Genomic DNA, 13,478 nt, shown 5'->3' on the forward strand with positions numbered 1-13,478 from the left:
GACGCGGAATGATCAGCGGCGGTCGCGGTCCAGCCAGCACGCGAGGCCCTGCGCGTTGAGCTCGATATCCATCGCCAGTACCCGCGCCACGGCCTCCTGGTCCAGCGAACACCCGTGTGCCAACGCACGCTCGAGGTACAGCGCGCGCAGCGCCGCCAGCAGGTGCCGGTGGCGGTCGGGACGCCCATCGCACTGGCGACCGATGGCCACCATCGCATCGATCTGCTCCAGCAGATCGTCGCCACGCGCCGCGACCCCCTCCACGCGGCCGTAGTGGGTGAGATACATGGCAATGGGCTGGCAGGCCAGCAGGCGCTGGATGGACGACTTCATCGCATCAGGATCGAACTGCACGGGCGATGAGGTCGGGATGATGAAAGCCCCCTGTGCGCTGTCCAGTTCGCGGTAGGACAGTCCGAACGTATCGCCGGTGAACCAGCTGCGACTGCGGTCATCCCACACGCAGTAGTGATGCAGTGCATGCCCCGGCGTGTGCACCAGCAGCAGCGCGCGCCCGCCCACGTCGATGCGGTGGCCGTCGTCGGCAATCACCACCCGCTCGGCAGGAATCGCGTCGATGCGGCCGTAGCTGCGTGCGATCTCTTCCTCGCCGTACACGGCGGTCGCGCCGGCGATCAGCCGCGCGGGATCGATCATGTGCGGCGCGCCACGCGGATGCAGCACGGCGCGTGCGTTCGGCAACTGCTGCATCAGCAGGCCGGCACCGCCGGCGTGGTCCAGGTGGACGTGGGTCAACAACAGCCAGTCCACCGCATCGGGTGTCAGCCCGGCATCGGCCAGCGCCTGCAGCATCGCGGGTACGGCCAGCGACGTTCCACAGTCGACGAAGGCAGCGCGGCCGTTCTCTACGATCAGGTACGCCGCATCGAACGCGGCGCGCTGGAATCCGGTATCGATGATGTGGATGCTGGGATCGGCGGACATCGGCGCGCACCTGGCAGGGTCAAGGACAGACCCCATGGTAGACGTGCAGGCCGCTTGGGTTCGATGCGGCTTTGGTCGGACGGGCAGGCGCCGGCGCCCTACGCCGTTGGCGCACGCCGCCTGCGCAGCAGCAGTGCGGCACTCATCACCGCCAGGAACGCACCGTAGGCGTACAACACGGCCAGTACCTGCGGCCAGATCGGTCCCGCATCCGGCTGCGCGCTGCCGATGCGGTATCCCCAGTGCATGGCGAGGACGCTGAGCACGAGAGAAAGCACGAGCGTCGACACATCGATCATGCGGCGGCGCGCCGAACGGGGTCCGCGGGGATAGCACCAGAACAGGGTGCCCAGTACCACGAACCAGGGCAGGAACAGCAGCAACGACAGCCAGGCCATGCGGGTGTCCTCGATCGTGGTGGGGCGGTGGGGTCAGGTCGGCGCGTCGACCCTGACCCGTGTGACCTCAGGCCGCCTCGCGCAGCGCCAACAGCGCGGCCAGAACCTGGTCTACTTCGGCTTCCAGCTTGAACAACTCGCTCTGCAGGGCATCACCCTGCTCGGCCTGCTTCAGCACGGCAATCAGCTGGCCCGCATCACGCGGCGAGTCGAAGCCCGTGCTCTGGATCAGCAGCGCGCCTTCACTGTCGCTGAGCTTGAAATAGAAGCGACCATCCTTTTCACGGTACTGCTTGAACACCGGCAGCGCGATGCGCACTGACGCTGCGGCCGGCGCCTGCGGTACGTCGGCCAGGTCACGCAGGCCGACGGCGTGACGCAGCTCTTTCAGCAGCGGCACCGCGTACTGCTCGCGCAACTGCTGGCCACGACGGCGCAGCAGCGCTTCGATCTTCTCCGGCTCAGCCATCAGGGCATCGTAGCGCTCGCGCAGGGGCGACAGCTCGGCGTCGACGCGCTCGAACAACTGCTGCTTCGCATCACCCCAGCTGATGCCTGCTGCGAAGGCGGCGGCGAAGGCCGCCGTCTGTTCCGGCGTAGCGAATGCCTGGTACATCTGGAACAGCGGCGAGCCCTCGGTGTCCTTCGCTTCGCCAGGCGCGCGCGAGTCGGTGAGGATGGAGAACACCAGCTTCTTCAACTCTTCGCGCGGGGCGAACAGCGGGATGGTGTTGTTGTAGCTCTTGCTCATCTTGCGGCCGTCCAGGCCGGCCAGCGTGGCGACCTGTTCGTCGATCACCACCTCGGGCAGCGGGAAGTATTCCTTGCCGTAGACATGGTTGAAGCGCTGGCCAAAATCGCGCGCCATCTCGATGTGCTGGATCTGGTCGCGGCCCACCGGTACCCGGTTCGCCTTGAAGATGAGGATGTCGGCCGCCATCAGCACCGGATACATGAACAGCCCGGCGCTGATACCGGCGTCCTGGTCCAGTCCGTCGGCCTCGTTCTTGTCCATCGCGGCCTTGTAGGCATGGGCACGATTGAGAATGCCCTTGCTGGCAACGACGGTGAGGAACCACATCAGCTCGTTGGTTTCCGGGATGTCACTCTGCCGGTAGAACCACACCTGTTCAGGGTCCAGCCCGCAGGCCAGCCAGCTGGCGGCGATTTCCAGCGTGGAGCGCTGGGTGCGCTCCGGTTCCTGCGCCTTGATCAAGCTGTGCAGATCGGCCAGGAAGAAAAAGCTTTCGATACCCTGCGCGCGGCTGGCGGCGATGGCCGGGCGGATCGCGCCCACATAGTTGCCAAGGTGCGGGGTGCCGGAGGGGGTAATACCGGTGAGGACTCGGGTGGTCATTGACTGCTCGACGGGAAACCTGCGGTGAACGGCCCCAGTTTACCCTCGAACGGCGCAACCCCGCCGCCCCTGGTGGGGCGTTCTCCCTGTCACCCTGCCACGGAGAACCACGATGAAACGCCTGTTGCTGCCCCTGTTGAGCATTACCCTGCTGGCCGGCTTCACGCCGGTGGCACCCGAGCGGTCGCGCGTCGAGCGAGGTCCGGTCGAGCTGACCCTGGTGGACCGCGAGCGCGATGGCGCCCTGCCCCGCTACCGTCATGACGGCCAGTACTGGGTGGCGGGCGAGCGTGGCCACCGCTATGCCGTGCGGCTGCATAACGCCAGCCCGGAACGGGTGCTCGTCGTGCTGTCGGTCGATGGCATCAACGCGGTCAGTGGCGAGTCGGCGACCCCTGACCAGACCGGCTATGTACTGGCGCCCTGGCAATCGACGGACATCACCGGCTGGCGCAAGTCGAATGACGAAGTGGCCCAGTTCGTCTTCAGCAGTCCCCGCGACAGCTACGCGCAGCGGACCGGGCGCGGCGAGGACCTGGGCGTAGTCGGCATCGCCGTGTTCGGCGAGAAGCGCGCCGTGCGCTGGCTGCCTGGCCTGCCCACGCCGCGCGGGCGGATCGCCAAGCCCGCGTCGCGGGCGGAGGCCGCTGCAGACAGCAGCACGCGCTCCATGGCTGAAATGTCGTCCGCACCGGCTCCGGCGCAACGTCTCGGTACCGCCCACGGCGATCGCGAATTTTCGTCGGTGCGCGACACGTCATTCGAGCGGGCCACGGCGCAGCCCGTGCAGATCAGTCAACTGCGCTATGACAGCGCGCGCAACCTGCGTGCACGCGGCATCGTAGTGGAGGATCAAGCTTCGGCCGGCGACCGTATCCCACAGGCGTTTCCACAGCGCTTCGTGGCCGACCCACCGCGTCGTTGACGCACGAAAAACAACAACGGGCCGCAAGGGCCCGTTGTTTTCGGATCAGTAACGGCTCAGGCCATTACTTGAAGTCCGGGTAATCCTTGTGCAGCGAATCGCGATACTCGCTGACCTGCTTCTCGGCCTCGTCCTTGGTCACGCCATAGCGTTCCTGGACCTTGCCGGCGAGGTAGGTCGAGTCGCCTTCGGCAACGTCGAGCTCGTCATTGGTCAGCTCGCCCCACTTGGCCTGCGTCTTGCCCTTCAGCTGCTTCCACTTACCCTTGATGATGTCTTCGTTCATGGTATGGCCTCGTTGCAGAATGGAACGGTGGTGTTACCGCATCTGTAGCTTGCAACACGGCACGTTGAGGAACGGTCAAGCGCGGATGAAACGGGTGCTCACGTACTTGAACCGCAGACATCGCCCTGCAGCGCACCGCCCATAACGCAGAAAGGCCCGGGAATCCCGGGCCTTTCTGTTTGATGCGCGAGTGCGATCAGTTCTTGCGGGCGGCGTCTTCCACCTTCTCGCCTGCACCCTGCACATCCTTGCCGGCGCCAGCAACGGTGTTGCAGCCGGCCAGCATGGCGACCGAGAACATGGACAACAGCATCAGGGCAATAGCACGCTTCATGGGTTTCTCCTGGTTGATTGAATTACATCACCGCTCATGCGGTAAAGAGGGGTAAGAAGCCGTCGCTCAGCACTTGCCGTTTTTGCAGTCCTGCGCGGTGTCATGGACAGCATCGCCAGCGCTCTGCATGTCCTTGCCGGCACCGGCAACGGTATTGCAGGCGGTCAGCGAACCTGCGGTGCACAGCGCAAACAACAGTACGGAAATGATTCGCTTCATCGTCTTCTCCTGGTTCAAGTCGCGGCGTCCGGAACGACCGGGCGTGCCGCGTGAGGAGCAATCTGGCGTTATCGGCGTGGAGCGAGTGTGAACGCGGGGGTCGCCTGTTCATCGGCGACCCCCGCGGCAGGCTGGCGCCCCCCTCAGTCCCGCATCAGGGTGGACTTGCCGAACAGGCTTTCCACCAGATCCACGGCCAGTTCGGCCGTGCTGTTGCGGTTGTCCAGCAGCGGGTTCAATTCCACGATGTCCAGCGAACCCATGCGCCCGCTGTCGGCGATCATCTCCATCACCAACTGTGCCTCGCGGTAATTCACCCCGCCCGGCACGGTGGTGCCGACGCCGGGCGCGATGCTGGGGTCGAGGAAGTCGACGTCGAAGCTGACGTGCAGGTGGGTGTTTTCATCGATGCCTGCCAGTGCGGCCTCCATCGTGCGCTTCATGCCCGCTTCGTCGATGTAGCGCATGTCATAGACATCCACCCGATGTTGCTTGATCAGACGCTTTTCCTCCGGGTCCACCGAGCGGATGCCGATCTGCCGGACCTGCGAAGGCAGCAGCGCCGGCGCATCACCGCCGAGCCGGGTCAGTGCGTCCGGGCCCAGGCCGCACAGGCAGGCAACCGGCATGCCGTGCACGTTGCCCGATGGGGTGACGTCGCTGGTGTTGAAATCCGAATGTGCGTCCAGCCACAGCAGGCGCAGGTCCTTGCCCTGTTCGCGGCACCAGCGCGCCACGGCCGTGACCGAGCCCACGCCCAGGCAATGGTCGCCGCCCAGCATGATCGGCATCCGCCCATCGCGCAGCTCGGCCAGCGTGGCCTCCATCAGCAGCCGGTTCCATTCGACGACTTCGTCCAGATGGCGATAGCCGGCCACCGGGGGCGTCCAGGGATTGCGCGGTCCGTCCAGGTTGCCCAGGTCGCGTACTTCGACGCCACGTGCCGCAAGCGCCTCGGGCAGCCCGGCGATGCGCAAGGCTTCTGGCCCCAAGCGGGCACCACGATGGCCAGCGCCGATGTCGGTGGGGACGCCGATCAGCGAGACGGGAAGATGGGTCATTGCAACCTCGGTACGGAACAAAGAAGCCAGTCTATCCAGCACGACCGGCGTCCTCTCGCGGCAGTGCAGCAGCCATTACGGCCGCAGGAGCGGAAGGCCACTGCTTTTCACGTGAAAAGCCCGCCCTGTCAAAGACTTGACACGCGGAGCGGTTAATCCTGCGTTGCAAAAGTGGTCCGATATACTGTGCTACGGTTCACACTTTCAGCCTCTCAACGGTTGGAAAATGCGTCGCCACTCGGCGGTCCGCGAACGGTTCCAGGGGGAAACCAGTGCAACGCAGTGCCATCAACCAGATCGTCCGCGGTGCGACCGGCGAAAGCCAGCCCGTGCGCCAGCTTTACGATACGACCCGCATCACCGACATCTTCCGCCAGGCACGTGAGCGCGAGGCCGGACTGACGCTGCTGATGCTGTCCACGGCCGATGGGCGTGCGGTGGCCGAAGATTCAGCGCTGGGCGTAGACGGTCGCCGCTTGGCGGCGATGACCAACTCGTTCCTTACGCTGGGCGAAACCGTATCGCGCGAGCTCTCGCTGAGCGAGGCTGAGTACGCCACGGTGTGCACCCGGCAGGGCAACGTGGTGCTGATCCGGGTAAACGCCGACAAGCCGATGACGCTCACCGCCGTTGCCTCGGCGGAGGTCAACCTCGCCGTGCTGCTGTTCCATGCGCGCGAATGCGCTGCCCGCCTCGAGACCGCCCTGCGCGCACGCGCAGGCTGACCCCGCTTCCCCTCTTTGCTTTTCCGAAGGCAGGCCGCGCGGTCTGCCCTGCCACTCTGCACGACCCAAAAAAGGATGACTGTGTCAAAGCTCAATCTGGAAAACCTCAATTCGATCACCGGCTTCGTCGGTGCCGCCCTTGTCGACAGTGACAGCGGCATGGCGCTGGGAATGATCGGTGGTGGCGACGTCAACCTCGAACTGGCTGCTGCGGGCAACACCGAAGTCGTGCGCGCCAAGCGTCGCGTGGCACAGTCGCTCGGCCTGTCCGACACCCTCGAAGACATCCTGATCAGCCTGAGCAGCCAGTACCACCTGATCCGACCGTTGGAGAGCAATCCGATGCTGTTCCTGTACGTCGTGCTGGATCGCAGCCGCTCGAACCTGGCGATGGCGCGCCATGAGCTGAAGTCGTTCGAAAAGACCCTGGATTTCAGTTGAGCCCGCACGCCTGCTCTGTCCGGTGCCGCGTGCCGGCACGGACGCGGTGGGCGGCATCTCGGCCTCTTTCTGCATGAACGCACCCATCCGCCATTTCAAGGTCGCCGTGGCCGGCCTCGACCTGTTGCATGCCACGCGCTTGAAGCTGGCATGTTCGCTGCTGCTTGCCGAACGCATGGACGTCACCCTGCATCCGTGGAACGGCCAGGACGCCGACCTGCTGGTGGTGGGCGGTGATGCGTCTGCTGCCGAGGCCACCCGCGAGGCCGAGGCGCTGGGCGTCGCGCGGCTGACCATCGCGCGCAGCGTACAAGCCGCCACGGCGGCTGCGCTGCCACACGGTGCCAGCGTGCGCGATATCAACCAGCAGCTCGCCGTGTTGCTCGCCGCCACCGGAACGGCCGAGGACGATGCTGCATCACTGGCCGCGTTGCCCGTGTCACTGCTGCAGGCCCTGCAGTCGCCTGCCGAAGGCGGCCTGTTGCTGCTGCAGCGGGGTGCGGTGCGCTTTGCGGTAGACGCGGCGACGCGCAGCGTTGCGCTGCCGCCGGGACTTTCGTTGGCCGAACTGGTGCCGCTGCTGGATGACCAGGCGTGGTCGTCGACCCCGCTGGATGCAGCCACCTTCCAACACCAATACGGCTACCTGCTGCCGCGACGACGTTCGTTCGAAGCGCTGTATTTCAGCATCGCCCGGCATCGACCGAGCCTGCTCGACGCGCCCGCCGCAGGCACCCCGGTGCGATTGCAGCACTGGCCCGATCTGGAACACAGCGACGTACCGGCAGAGTGGTTGCTGCCGATCGCCCAGCTGCACGCTCGCCGCTGGACATCATCGTCGCTGGCCGCCGCGTGCCGATTGCCGCACGATACCGTGCAATCCATTTTCTCCGCCGCGATCGCCAGCGGCCTTGTCCCGCACCAGGAGAACACCGTGCCCTCACCACCGCGCTCCGCCGGTCTTCGCGATTCACGGTTCCTGGGCTGGGTGGCGCGCCGCTTCGGCCTGGATCTGCAGGGTGGCCGCGCATGAACCTGCCGGCCAACAAACTGGTGTTCGTCGGCGGCATGGGAGCCGGCAAGACCACCGCCGTGCGCGCGATCTCCGATATCGAACCGGTAAGCACCGAAATGCCGCTGAGCGAGGACGCCACGGCAGACAAAGTGGAGACCACCGTCGCGCTGGATTACAGCTCCATCGAACTGGATGACGGCGAGCTGCTGCACCTGTACGGCGTACCCGGCCAGCGCTACCTGGACTTCATGTGGCCGATGGTCTGCGAAGGCGCACTGGGCGTGATCGTGCTCGTCAGCGCGGCATCGCCGGACCCGGTGGGCTCAACGCTGGAGCTGCTGCAGGAGTTCTCCCGCATCGCACCCGACGCCAGCCTGGCCGTGGGCATCACCCGCACCGATGAGCATCCGCAGCTGATGGTGACCGCGGTCCGTGACGCCCTGTTCGCGGCTGGCTTCCGCCTGCCGGTCCTGCGCGTGGATGCACGCTCGGCCACCCAGGTGACTTTCCTGGTGCGGTCGCTGCTGTCGCATCGGTACGCGGAATCGAGCTGACACGCGCGGGGAGTGGGTCGGTTTCCGCTCGCCGAGCGGCGGGGACTGGTCCCGGGCTGACGGATTCACGCCGATCCGGGCCTGTTGCGCCAGCGCCACGATACCCATGACGCATGTACGCCATTGACGTACATGCGTCATTGGCGTACGGTTAGCCATGATCTTCATAGAGACGCCGACTTTCACTCGTCTCATCAAGGGACTGTTGCCAGATGAGGACTACAGCCACTTTCAGCACGCGCTGGCCCAGGCACCGGAGTCTGGCGATCTGATTGAGGGCACAGGTGGACTGAGAAAAATCCGCATCCCCCTACCGGGGCGCGGCAAGCGTGGTGGAGCGCGCGTCATCTACTATTACTTCGCCTCGGCATCCCACATCATCCTGCTGCTGGCGTATCCGAAAAGCACGCAGGACAACCTGACCGCAGACCAGAAAAAGGCACTGCGGGCAATCATCGGAAACTGGAAGTGAGCTATGGACAAGAACCTGTTTGCTGAACTGATGGGCAGCGTGTCTGAAGCCAACGAAATTCTGAAGGGCGAGCGCAGCCCGTCCCGCGAGTTGCATGTCAGCCCTGTCGAAGTACGTGAAATCCGGCGGGCCACGGGCCTGTCGCAGCAGAAGTTTGCCAGCATCATCCACGTGGAAGTCGGCACGCTGCGTAATTGGGAGCAGGGGCGGCGTGATCCTACGGGTCCGGCGCGAGCTCTGCTGCATGTCATCAAGAAGAATCCCAAGGAGACGCTGCGCGTATTGGCCGAAGCAGGTTGACTAGCGAGGCGTTAGTGGACCACCGGCCCTCTCCGGTATTACTCCGGGCATGGTTCATGCGCTCCGCTGAAACATGCGAGCCACTGCGGACGCACTTGCTTGACCGCGCGTGCTGGAGTGAAACGACATGCACTCAGTTCCGCTGACCGGAATCTGCCTCAGGCCAGCCGTCTTGACGTTAAGTGGATGCGCGAACGGGCTGCGGACATTGCCCGGCTCTCGTGATTGACCACGCTCCATCGCGAGTAAAGATGGTGCCGCTTATCCGAATCGAACGGATGACCTACTGTTTACAAGACAGTTGCTCTACCAACTGAGCTAAAGCGGCGGGGTACTGACGCGTCCGCAGCGTGGCCGCGAAGCAGGGTGGATTCTACCGCAGACCTGCGCAGTCCAGCGAGCGTTGCTGTGCGGCCCCGCTGCGCTGGCGCACGCCGGCGGGGGTCTGGCCCTCGGCCAACGCGCCCTGCAGCCACCACGTGGCACTGCCCTCGCCGCCACTCAGGCGGGCCTGGAAGCCGGCGGCCTGCACCGCCGCCAAGCGGCGCTCGGCGCCTTCGCGGTTGCGGTACTGGCCCAGTGCGATGGCGTTCGCGTCAGGGCCTTGGGCGATGATGTAGTAGTCGCTCAGACCGGCCGCGATGATGCGCTGGACCGTCGCCTGTGCGGCCTCGCGGCTGGCGGCGGGCGGCAGCATCACGCGGAAGCGGGTCGTGCTGCCGGGCACGGCCTGCTCCTGCAGGCGCGCCTGGGTGAGGGCGTTGCCCGTCTTGCCCTGCGCGGTCTGGGCGCCGGCCCGATCAGAGAAAGGTCCCAGCGCGATGCAGCGCTGCGGAGTGGCCGGCGAGGCGGCCGCGGGCGTCACGGCGGCGGCCGGCGTTGCAGCCAGCGTCCCGGCTGCCGGTTCCACGGTGGGCGGCGTCTCCGGCGCCGACGGCGTCGCGGGCGGTGGTATTGGGGTCTGCGTGGGCGACGATGCCGATGGGCTCTCGACCGTCGTGTCCTGCAACGGCGGCGCAGCGACACTGCCCTGTTGAGGCTGTCGGGTTTCCGTGGCGTCCAGCAGTTGCAACTGCGCCACGCCAGCGGGTGGCTCGACGTCCGCGACCACCGGCTCGCCACGCAGCATCCACCACAGCGCGACGCTCACGTTGAGCAGGACCAGGAAGACGATCAGGGCACGAGTCAGCATCCGCTGATCCTAGCCTGTCGCCGCAGGCAGGTGCACGGCCCATCGTGCCAGCCCATCGAGCACCAGCAGCGGCTGGTGGCCCGCATCGTCTGCCAGGTGCGGCAGCAGCGCCGGTGCACCGCCGCCATGCAGCAACAGGTCCACCGGCGCCTGCAGGCGTTGGCGGGCCTGTTCCCGGCTGCGCTCTATCAGCGCGATCGCCGCCCCGTCGCAACCTGATGCCAGCGCATCGTCGGTGTCGTCGGCGAACTCCATGTACTGGCCACCCTGCGGTGGCAGCTGCACCGCACGCGCATGCAGCGCCTCGCGCATGGTGGTCGGCGAGGCCGCGATACGGCCGCCATGGTGCTGTCCCTGCGCATCCAGCAGGTCGATGGTCAGCGCGGTACCAACGCCAGCCACCAGCACATGCCGATGCGTGCGCGCCGCCGCCAGCAGCGCCAGGAATCGATCCACGCCGAAGCGCGAAGGGTCGGCATAGGCGATGCGTACATCGGCGAACGCGGCCTCCGTGCGTGCCACATGCACGTGGGTGAAGCGCATGCGCAGGATTTCCAGCATGGTCGCGGTCAGGCCGGTTGCTGCCACGCTGGCAACGTACGCCACGCGACCCTGCGGCAAGGTTCGCAGCGCGTCGCCGCGCAGGTCTTCGGCACCGTGGGTCCACGCCTGTACCTCACCGGCACGGTCGCCCAGCAGAGGGGCGTACTTGAAACGGGAATTACCGAGGTCGAACAACCAGTCGCTCATCGTGCCCTCACGCTGACTTCGCCGGCGTGCACGTGGTGCTCGCGACCATCGATCAGCACGCGCAGCGCGCCGTCATCGGCCAGCCCCAGCGCGCGCCCGTGTTGCCAGTGGCCCCCCTGCTCCACCTGCACCTCACGGCCGGCCAAGCTGTCCAGCGCGGTGTAGCGTGCCAGGAACGGGGCCAGACCTTCCGCTTCGAACTGCTCCAGCGCGGGCAGCAGATGGGACAGCACGGCAGCGGCCGCGGTGTTGCGCTGAACCGGCGCATCGTTGAGACGATCCAGGTCGGTCCACGGCTGGTCGATGTGCTCAGCCGCCGCGGCAGGCATGTGCACGTTGATGCCGATGCCGATCACCGCCCGCGCCGGGCCGGCGAACTCGCCGCCCCCTTCCACCAGCAGGCCGCCCAGTTTGTGGCCATCCACCACCAGATCATTGGGCCACTTCAGCTGCACCTGGACGTGGCCCAGGACGTGCAACGCCTCGGCGATCGCTACGCCAGCCACCAGGCTGAGGCCACCCAACTGGGCCAGCCCGCCGGCGAAACCACGCAGCACCGAGAGGTAGATGTGGGCGGCCAGCGGCGAGGCCCACTCGCGCCCGCGACGGCCACGCCCACCGGTCTGGCGCTCAGCCAGCAGCACGCGATTGCCGCGCGGCGGCGCGCTGCAGCGCAGCAATTCACTGTTGGTGGAGCCGGTGCTCCACAGCACCTGCAGGTCATCAACGAGGGCATCCACCGGCGCCGACAGGGCGGCACGGATTTGCGTGGGGTCCAGCAGGTCGACGCGTTGGGACAGCGTGTATCCGCCCCCGGCACGGCCTTCGATCGCCACGCCTGCAGACCTAAGTCCTTGAATCCGCTTCCAGATCGCGGCGCGGGTCTGGCCCAGCTCACGCGCGAGCGCATCGCCGGACAGCGGTCCGGCGGCCAGTTTGGCCAGCAGTTGGCGGTCGTCCACGGCAGGTTCCGTCAAGTAAACGGGGAAAGTATGCGGCAAAGGAATCGAGCCTGCCCGCGGGGGGTTCCAATTGAAGGCGCGAATCGGGCTAGAATCGAGAGCTCACCCGCCCTTGACCACGGATGTCGACGATGCGCTGCTTTGCCCATTGCCTGGTCCTGTTGATGGCCCCCGTACTTGCCAACGCCGCCACGGCGATGGCCAGCGAAGGGCGAGGTGACTGTGTCTATTCCACGCCGGATGCCGAGCGACCGCCGAACGCGCGCAGTGCCGCAGCGGCCGTGCCGACCGCGCCCAAGCCGGTGCCCGCGCAGGCCACATCCAGCGGTGGCGGCGGTGACGACGACGTGTTGCAGCGCCTGCGTGCGCCGAAGTGGCACAGCTTCCTGCCGGGTATGTTCCGCTGATCGAGGCGTTGTTGCGCTGGCTGCGGCCGGCCCCCCGTCCTGTCCCTGACGCGCTATGGCAGCAGGCCTGCCAGGATGTGCCGTGGCTGCGCGGCCTCAGCGCCGATCAACAGCAGCGGCTGCGCGCGCTGGCCACCCGCTTCCTGCACGAGAAGACCATCAGCCCGGTGGGGGGACTGACCCTGCGCGATGAAGACGTGCTGCTGCTGGCCGCGGTGTGCTGCCTGCCGCTGCTGCAACTGGGCGAGGCCGGGCTGCGCGGATGGTCGCAGCTGATCCTGTATCCGGACGCCTTCCGCGTGCAACGCAGCCACGTCGATGCCGCAGGCGTGCTGCACGAGTGGGATGACGAGTTGATCGGAGAGAGCTGGGACAGTGGACCGTTGATCCTGTCGTGGGCGGATATCCAGGCCGACCTGCAGGCGCCGTTCGATGGCTACTGCGTGGCGGTACACGAGATGGCACACAAGATAGATGCACTGGACGGTGCGATCGATGGCACGCCCCCGCTGCCCCTTGAGTGGCAGCGTCAGTGGGCACACGATTTCCAGCAGGCCTACGATGCGTTCTGCGCGCAGGTGGATGCCGGCGAAGCGACGTTGATCGACCCGTATGCAGCGGAGGCGCCGGAAGAGTTTTTCGCGGTGACCACCGAGTACCATTTTTCCGCGCCGGATGTGCTGGCCGAGGCGCTGCCGGTCGTGGCCGCGCACCTGCGGCGATTCTATGGTGAGCCGCCGACAGTGCCTGCGCTGGATGATGCCGCACGGTGAAATGGCGAGCCGGTAGCGCCGAGCCATGCTCGGCGAGCGCCCCGCGCGGTGCGTGATGCCCCCGCGGTGATGGATTCCGCCGAGCGTGGCTCGGCGCTACCGAAGACCACGCGAGGTGATCGATCCGCGCGCACGGTGAAATGGCGAGCCGGTAGCGCCGAGCCGTGCTAGGCGAGCGCACCGCGCGGTGCGTGACGCCCGCGCGGTGATGGGTTCCGCCGAGCGTGGCTCGGCGCTACCGAAGATGCCGCGAGGTGATCGATCCGCGCGCACGGTGAAATGGCGAGCCGGTAGCGCCGGGCCATGCTCGGCGAGCGCCCCGCGCGGCGCGTGATGCCCGCGCCGCGGTGATGGATTCCGCC

The 13,478-nt window shown here is 66.6% G+C and carries 19 protein-coding genes and 1 tRNA gene; 9 read left to right on the forward strand and 11 right to left on the reverse strand.

What is annotated here, in order from left to right; translation table 11 throughout:
- Positions 1–12: 12 nt before the first annotated feature.
- The 3 genes from IFT65_RS15080 to IFT65_RS15090 all read right to left on the reverse strand — a co-directional run bounded on the left by IFT65_RS15080 (position 13) and on the right by IFT65_RS15090 (position 2,700).
- The gene (locus tag IFT65_RS15080) at positions 13–945 is read right to left on the reverse strand and encodes an MBL fold metallo-hydrolase (protein WP_192082108.1); all 933 of its coding nucleotides are present in this window, start codon (positions 943–945) and stop codon (positions 13–15) included.
- Between the two features lie 98 nt (positions 946–1,043).
- Positions 1,044–1,343: a hypothetical protein gene (locus IFT65_RS15085; RefSeq protein WP_192082109.1), complete on the reverse strand. Its 300-nt coding sequence runs from the start codon at positions 1,341–1,343 to the stop codon at positions 1,044–1,046.
- 67 nt (positions 1,344–1,410) lie between these two features.
- Positions 1,411–2,700: a tryptophan--tRNA ligase gene (locus tag IFT65_RS15090; protein WP_192082110.1), complete on the reverse strand. Its 1,290-nt coding sequence runs from the start codon at positions 2,698–2,700 to the stop codon at positions 1,411–1,413.
- 112 nt (positions 2,701–2,812) lie between these two features.
- On the opposite strand from IFT65_RS15090, the gene IFT65_RS15095 reads away from it, so the two are divergent.
- The gene (locus IFT65_RS15095; protein ID WP_192082111.1) at positions 2,813–3,625 is read left to right on the forward strand and encodes a hypothetical protein; all 813 of its coding nucleotides are present in this window, start codon (positions 2,813–2,815) and stop codon (positions 3,623–3,625) included.
- A gap of 64 nt (positions 3,626–3,689) precedes the next feature.
- Here IFT65_RS15095 and IFT65_RS15100 read toward each other — a convergent pair whose 3' ends face one another.
- The 4 genes from IFT65_RS15100 to rocF form a co-directional block, all read right to left on the reverse strand.
- A complete protein-coding gene (locus IFT65_RS15100; RefSeq protein ID WP_188325781.1) occupies positions 3,690–3,911 on the reverse strand; it encodes a CsbD family protein in 222 nt (73 codons plus the stop codon).
- A 196-nt stretch (positions 3,912–4,107) separates the two neighbouring features.
- The gene (locus IFT65_RS15105; protein WP_188325780.1) at positions 4,108–4,245 is read right to left on the reverse strand and encodes an entericidin A/B family lipoprotein; all 138 of its coding nucleotides are present in this window, start codon (positions 4,243–4,245) and stop codon (positions 4,108–4,110) included.
- Between the two features lie 66 nt (positions 4,246–4,311).
- Positions 4,312–4,464, reverse strand: a complete 153-nt coding sequence (locus IFT65_RS15110; protein WP_188325779.1) for an entericidin A/B family lipoprotein — start codon at positions 4,462–4,464, stop codon at positions 4,312–4,314.
- 143 nt (positions 4,465–4,607) lie between these two features.
- The gene (gene rocF, locus IFT65_RS15115) at positions 4,608–5,525 is read right to left on the reverse strand and encodes an arginase (protein ID WP_188325778.1); all 918 of its coding nucleotides are present in this window, start codon (positions 5,523–5,525) and stop codon (positions 4,608–4,610) included.
- Between the two features lie 272 nt (positions 5,526–5,797).
- On the opposite strand from rocF, the gene IFT65_RS15120 reads away from it, so the two are divergent.
- From IFT65_RS15120 to nadS, 6 genes are all read left to right on the forward strand, one after another.
- Positions 5,798–6,250: a roadblock/LC7 domain-containing protein gene (locus IFT65_RS15120; RefSeq protein WP_192082112.1), complete on the forward strand. Its 453-nt coding sequence runs from the start codon at positions 5,798–5,800 to the stop codon at positions 6,248–6,250.
- Positions 6,251–6,331: 81 nt separating this feature from the next.
- A complete protein-coding gene (locus IFT65_RS15125) occupies positions 6,332–6,691 on the forward strand; it encodes a roadblock/LC7 domain-containing protein (RefSeq protein ID WP_192082149.1) in 360 nt (119 codons plus the stop codon).
- Positions 6,692–6,764: 73 nt separating this feature from the next.
- A complete protein-coding gene (locus tag IFT65_RS15130; protein ID WP_192082113.1) occupies positions 6,765–7,724 on the forward strand; it encodes a hypothetical protein in 960 nt (319 codons plus the stop codon).
- Complete coding sequence (locus IFT65_RS15135; RefSeq protein WP_188325775.1) at positions 7,721–8,260, forward strand: GTPase; 540 nt, start codon at positions 7,721–7,723, stop codon at positions 8,258–8,260. The genes IFT65_RS15130 and IFT65_RS15135 overlap by 4 nt, the downstream gene beginning before the upstream one ends.
- Before the next feature lie 157 nt (positions 8,261–8,417).
- Positions 8,418–8,732: a type II toxin-antitoxin system RelE/ParE family toxin gene (locus IFT65_RS15140; RefSeq protein WP_192082114.1), complete on the forward strand. Its 315-nt coding sequence runs from the start codon at positions 8,418–8,420 to the stop codon at positions 8,730–8,732.
- 3 nt (positions 8,733–8,735) lie between these two features.
- A complete protein-coding gene (gene nadS / locus IFT65_RS15145) occupies positions 8,736–9,032 on the forward strand; it encodes a NadS family protein (protein ID WP_192082115.1) in 297 nt (98 codons plus the stop codon).
- A gap of 252 nt (positions 9,033–9,284) precedes the next feature.
- Here nadS and IFT65_RS15150 read toward each other — a convergent pair.
- The 4 genes from IFT65_RS15150 to birA all read right to left on the reverse strand — a co-directional run bounded on the left by IFT65_RS15150 (position 9,285) and on the right by birA (position 11,936).
- A tRNA-Thr gene (locus tag IFT65_RS15150) sits at positions 9,285–9,360 on the reverse strand.
- Positions 9,361–9,405: 45 nt separating this feature from the next.
- Positions 9,406–10,224: an SPOR domain-containing protein gene (locus IFT65_RS15155; RefSeq protein WP_192082116.1), complete on the reverse strand. Its 819-nt coding sequence runs from the start codon at positions 10,222–10,224 to the stop codon at positions 9,406–9,408.
- Positions 10,225–10,233: 9 nt separating this feature from the next.
- A complete protein-coding gene (locus IFT65_RS15160; RefSeq protein ID WP_192082117.1) occupies positions 10,234–10,974 on the reverse strand; it encodes a type III pantothenate kinase in 741 nt (246 codons plus the stop codon).
- A complete protein-coding gene (birA, locus tag IFT65_RS15165; RefSeq protein ID WP_192082118.1) occupies positions 10,971–11,936 on the reverse strand; it encodes a bifunctional biotin--[acetyl-CoA-carboxylase] ligase/biotin operon repressor BirA in 966 nt (321 codons plus the stop codon). The genes IFT65_RS15160 and birA overlap by 4 nt, the downstream gene beginning before the upstream one ends.
- A 131-nt stretch (positions 11,937–12,067) precedes the next feature.
- Between birA and IFT65_RS15170 the strand changes: the two genes are divergently transcribed.
- Both IFT65_RS15170 and IFT65_RS15175 read left to right on the forward strand, forming a co-directional pair.
- On the forward strand, positions 12,068–12,343 hold the full coding sequence (locus IFT65_RS15170; protein WP_188325771.1) for a hypothetical protein: 276 nt from the start codon (positions 12,068–12,070) through the stop codon (positions 12,341–12,343).
- A complete protein-coding gene (locus IFT65_RS15175; RefSeq protein WP_192082119.1) occupies positions 12,310–13,116 on the forward strand; it encodes a zinc-dependent peptidase in 807 nt (268 codons plus the stop codon). The genes IFT65_RS15170 and IFT65_RS15175 overlap by 34 nt, the downstream gene beginning before the upstream one ends.
- The last annotated feature ends 362 nt before the right edge of the window (positions 13,117–13,478 follow it).

The sequence above is a fragment of the Stenotrophomonas sp. CFBP 13725 genome (assembly GCF_014841935.1).
In the GTDB taxonomy this organism is placed as follows: Bacteria; Pseudomonadota; Gammaproteobacteria; order Xanthomonadales; family Xanthomonadaceae; genus Stenotrophomonas.

Excerpts from the sequence above, each read along its gene's own strand:
- IFT65_RS15100 (WP_188325781.1), bottom strand. The coding sequence starts at position 3,911 with ATGAACGAAGACATCATCAAGGGTAAGTGGAAGCAGCTGAAGGGCAAG.
- IFT65_RS15140 (WP_192082114.1), top strand. The coding sequence starts at position 8,418 with ATGATCTTCATAGAGACGCCGACTTTCACTCGTCTCATCAAGGGACTG.
- IFT65_RS15130 (WP_192082113.1), top strand. The coding sequence starts at position 6,765 with ATGAACGCACCCATCCGCCATTTCAAGGTCGCCGTGGCCGGCCTCGAC.
- IFT65_RS15170 (WP_188325771.1), top strand. The coding sequence starts at position 12,068 with ATGCGCTGCTTTGCCCATTGCCTGGTCCTGTTGATGGCCCCCGTACTT.
- rocF (WP_188325778.1), bottom strand. The coding sequence starts at position 5,525 with ATGACCCATCTTCCCGTCTCGCTGATCGGCGTCCCCACCGACATCGGC.
- IFT65_RS15085 (WP_192082109.1), bottom strand. The coding sequence starts at position 1,343 with ATGGCCTGGCTGTCGTTGCTGCTGTTCCTGCCCTGGTTCGTGGTACTG.
- IFT65_RS15135 (WP_188325775.1), top strand. The coding sequence starts at position 7,721 with ATGAACCTGCCGGCCAACAAACTGGTGTTCGTCGGCGGCATGGGAGCC.
- IFT65_RS15095 (WP_192082111.1), top strand. The coding sequence starts at position 2,813 with ATGAAACGCCTGTTGCTGCCCCTGTTGAGCATTACCCTGCTGGCCGGC.
- IFT65_RS15155 (WP_192082116.1), bottom strand. The coding sequence starts at position 10,224 with ATGCTGACTCGTGCCCTGATCGTCTTCCTGGTCCTGCTCAACGTGAGC.
- nadS (WP_192082115.1), top strand. The coding sequence starts at position 8,736 with ATGGACAAGAACCTGTTTGCTGAACTGATGGGCAGCGTGTCTGAAGCC.
- IFT65_RS15160 (WP_192082117.1), bottom strand. The coding sequence starts at position 10,974 with ATGAGCGACTGGTTGTTCGACCTCGGTAATTCCCGTTTCAAGTACGCC.
- IFT65_RS15105 (WP_188325780.1), bottom strand. The coding sequence starts at position 4,245 with ATGAAGCGTGCTATTGCCCTGATGCTGTTGTCCATGTTCTCGGTCGCC.
- IFT65_RS15110 (WP_188325779.1), bottom strand. The coding sequence starts at position 4,464 with ATGAAGCGAATCATTTCCGTACTGTTGTTTGCGCTGTGCACCGCAGGT.
- IFT65_RS15080 (WP_192082108.1), bottom strand. The coding sequence starts at position 945 with ATGTCCGCCGATCCCAGCATCCACATCATCGATACCGGATTCCAGCGC.
- IFT65_RS15090 (WP_192082110.1), bottom strand. The coding sequence starts at position 2,700 with ATGACCACCCGAGTCCTCACCGGTATTACCCCCTCCGGCACCCCGCAC.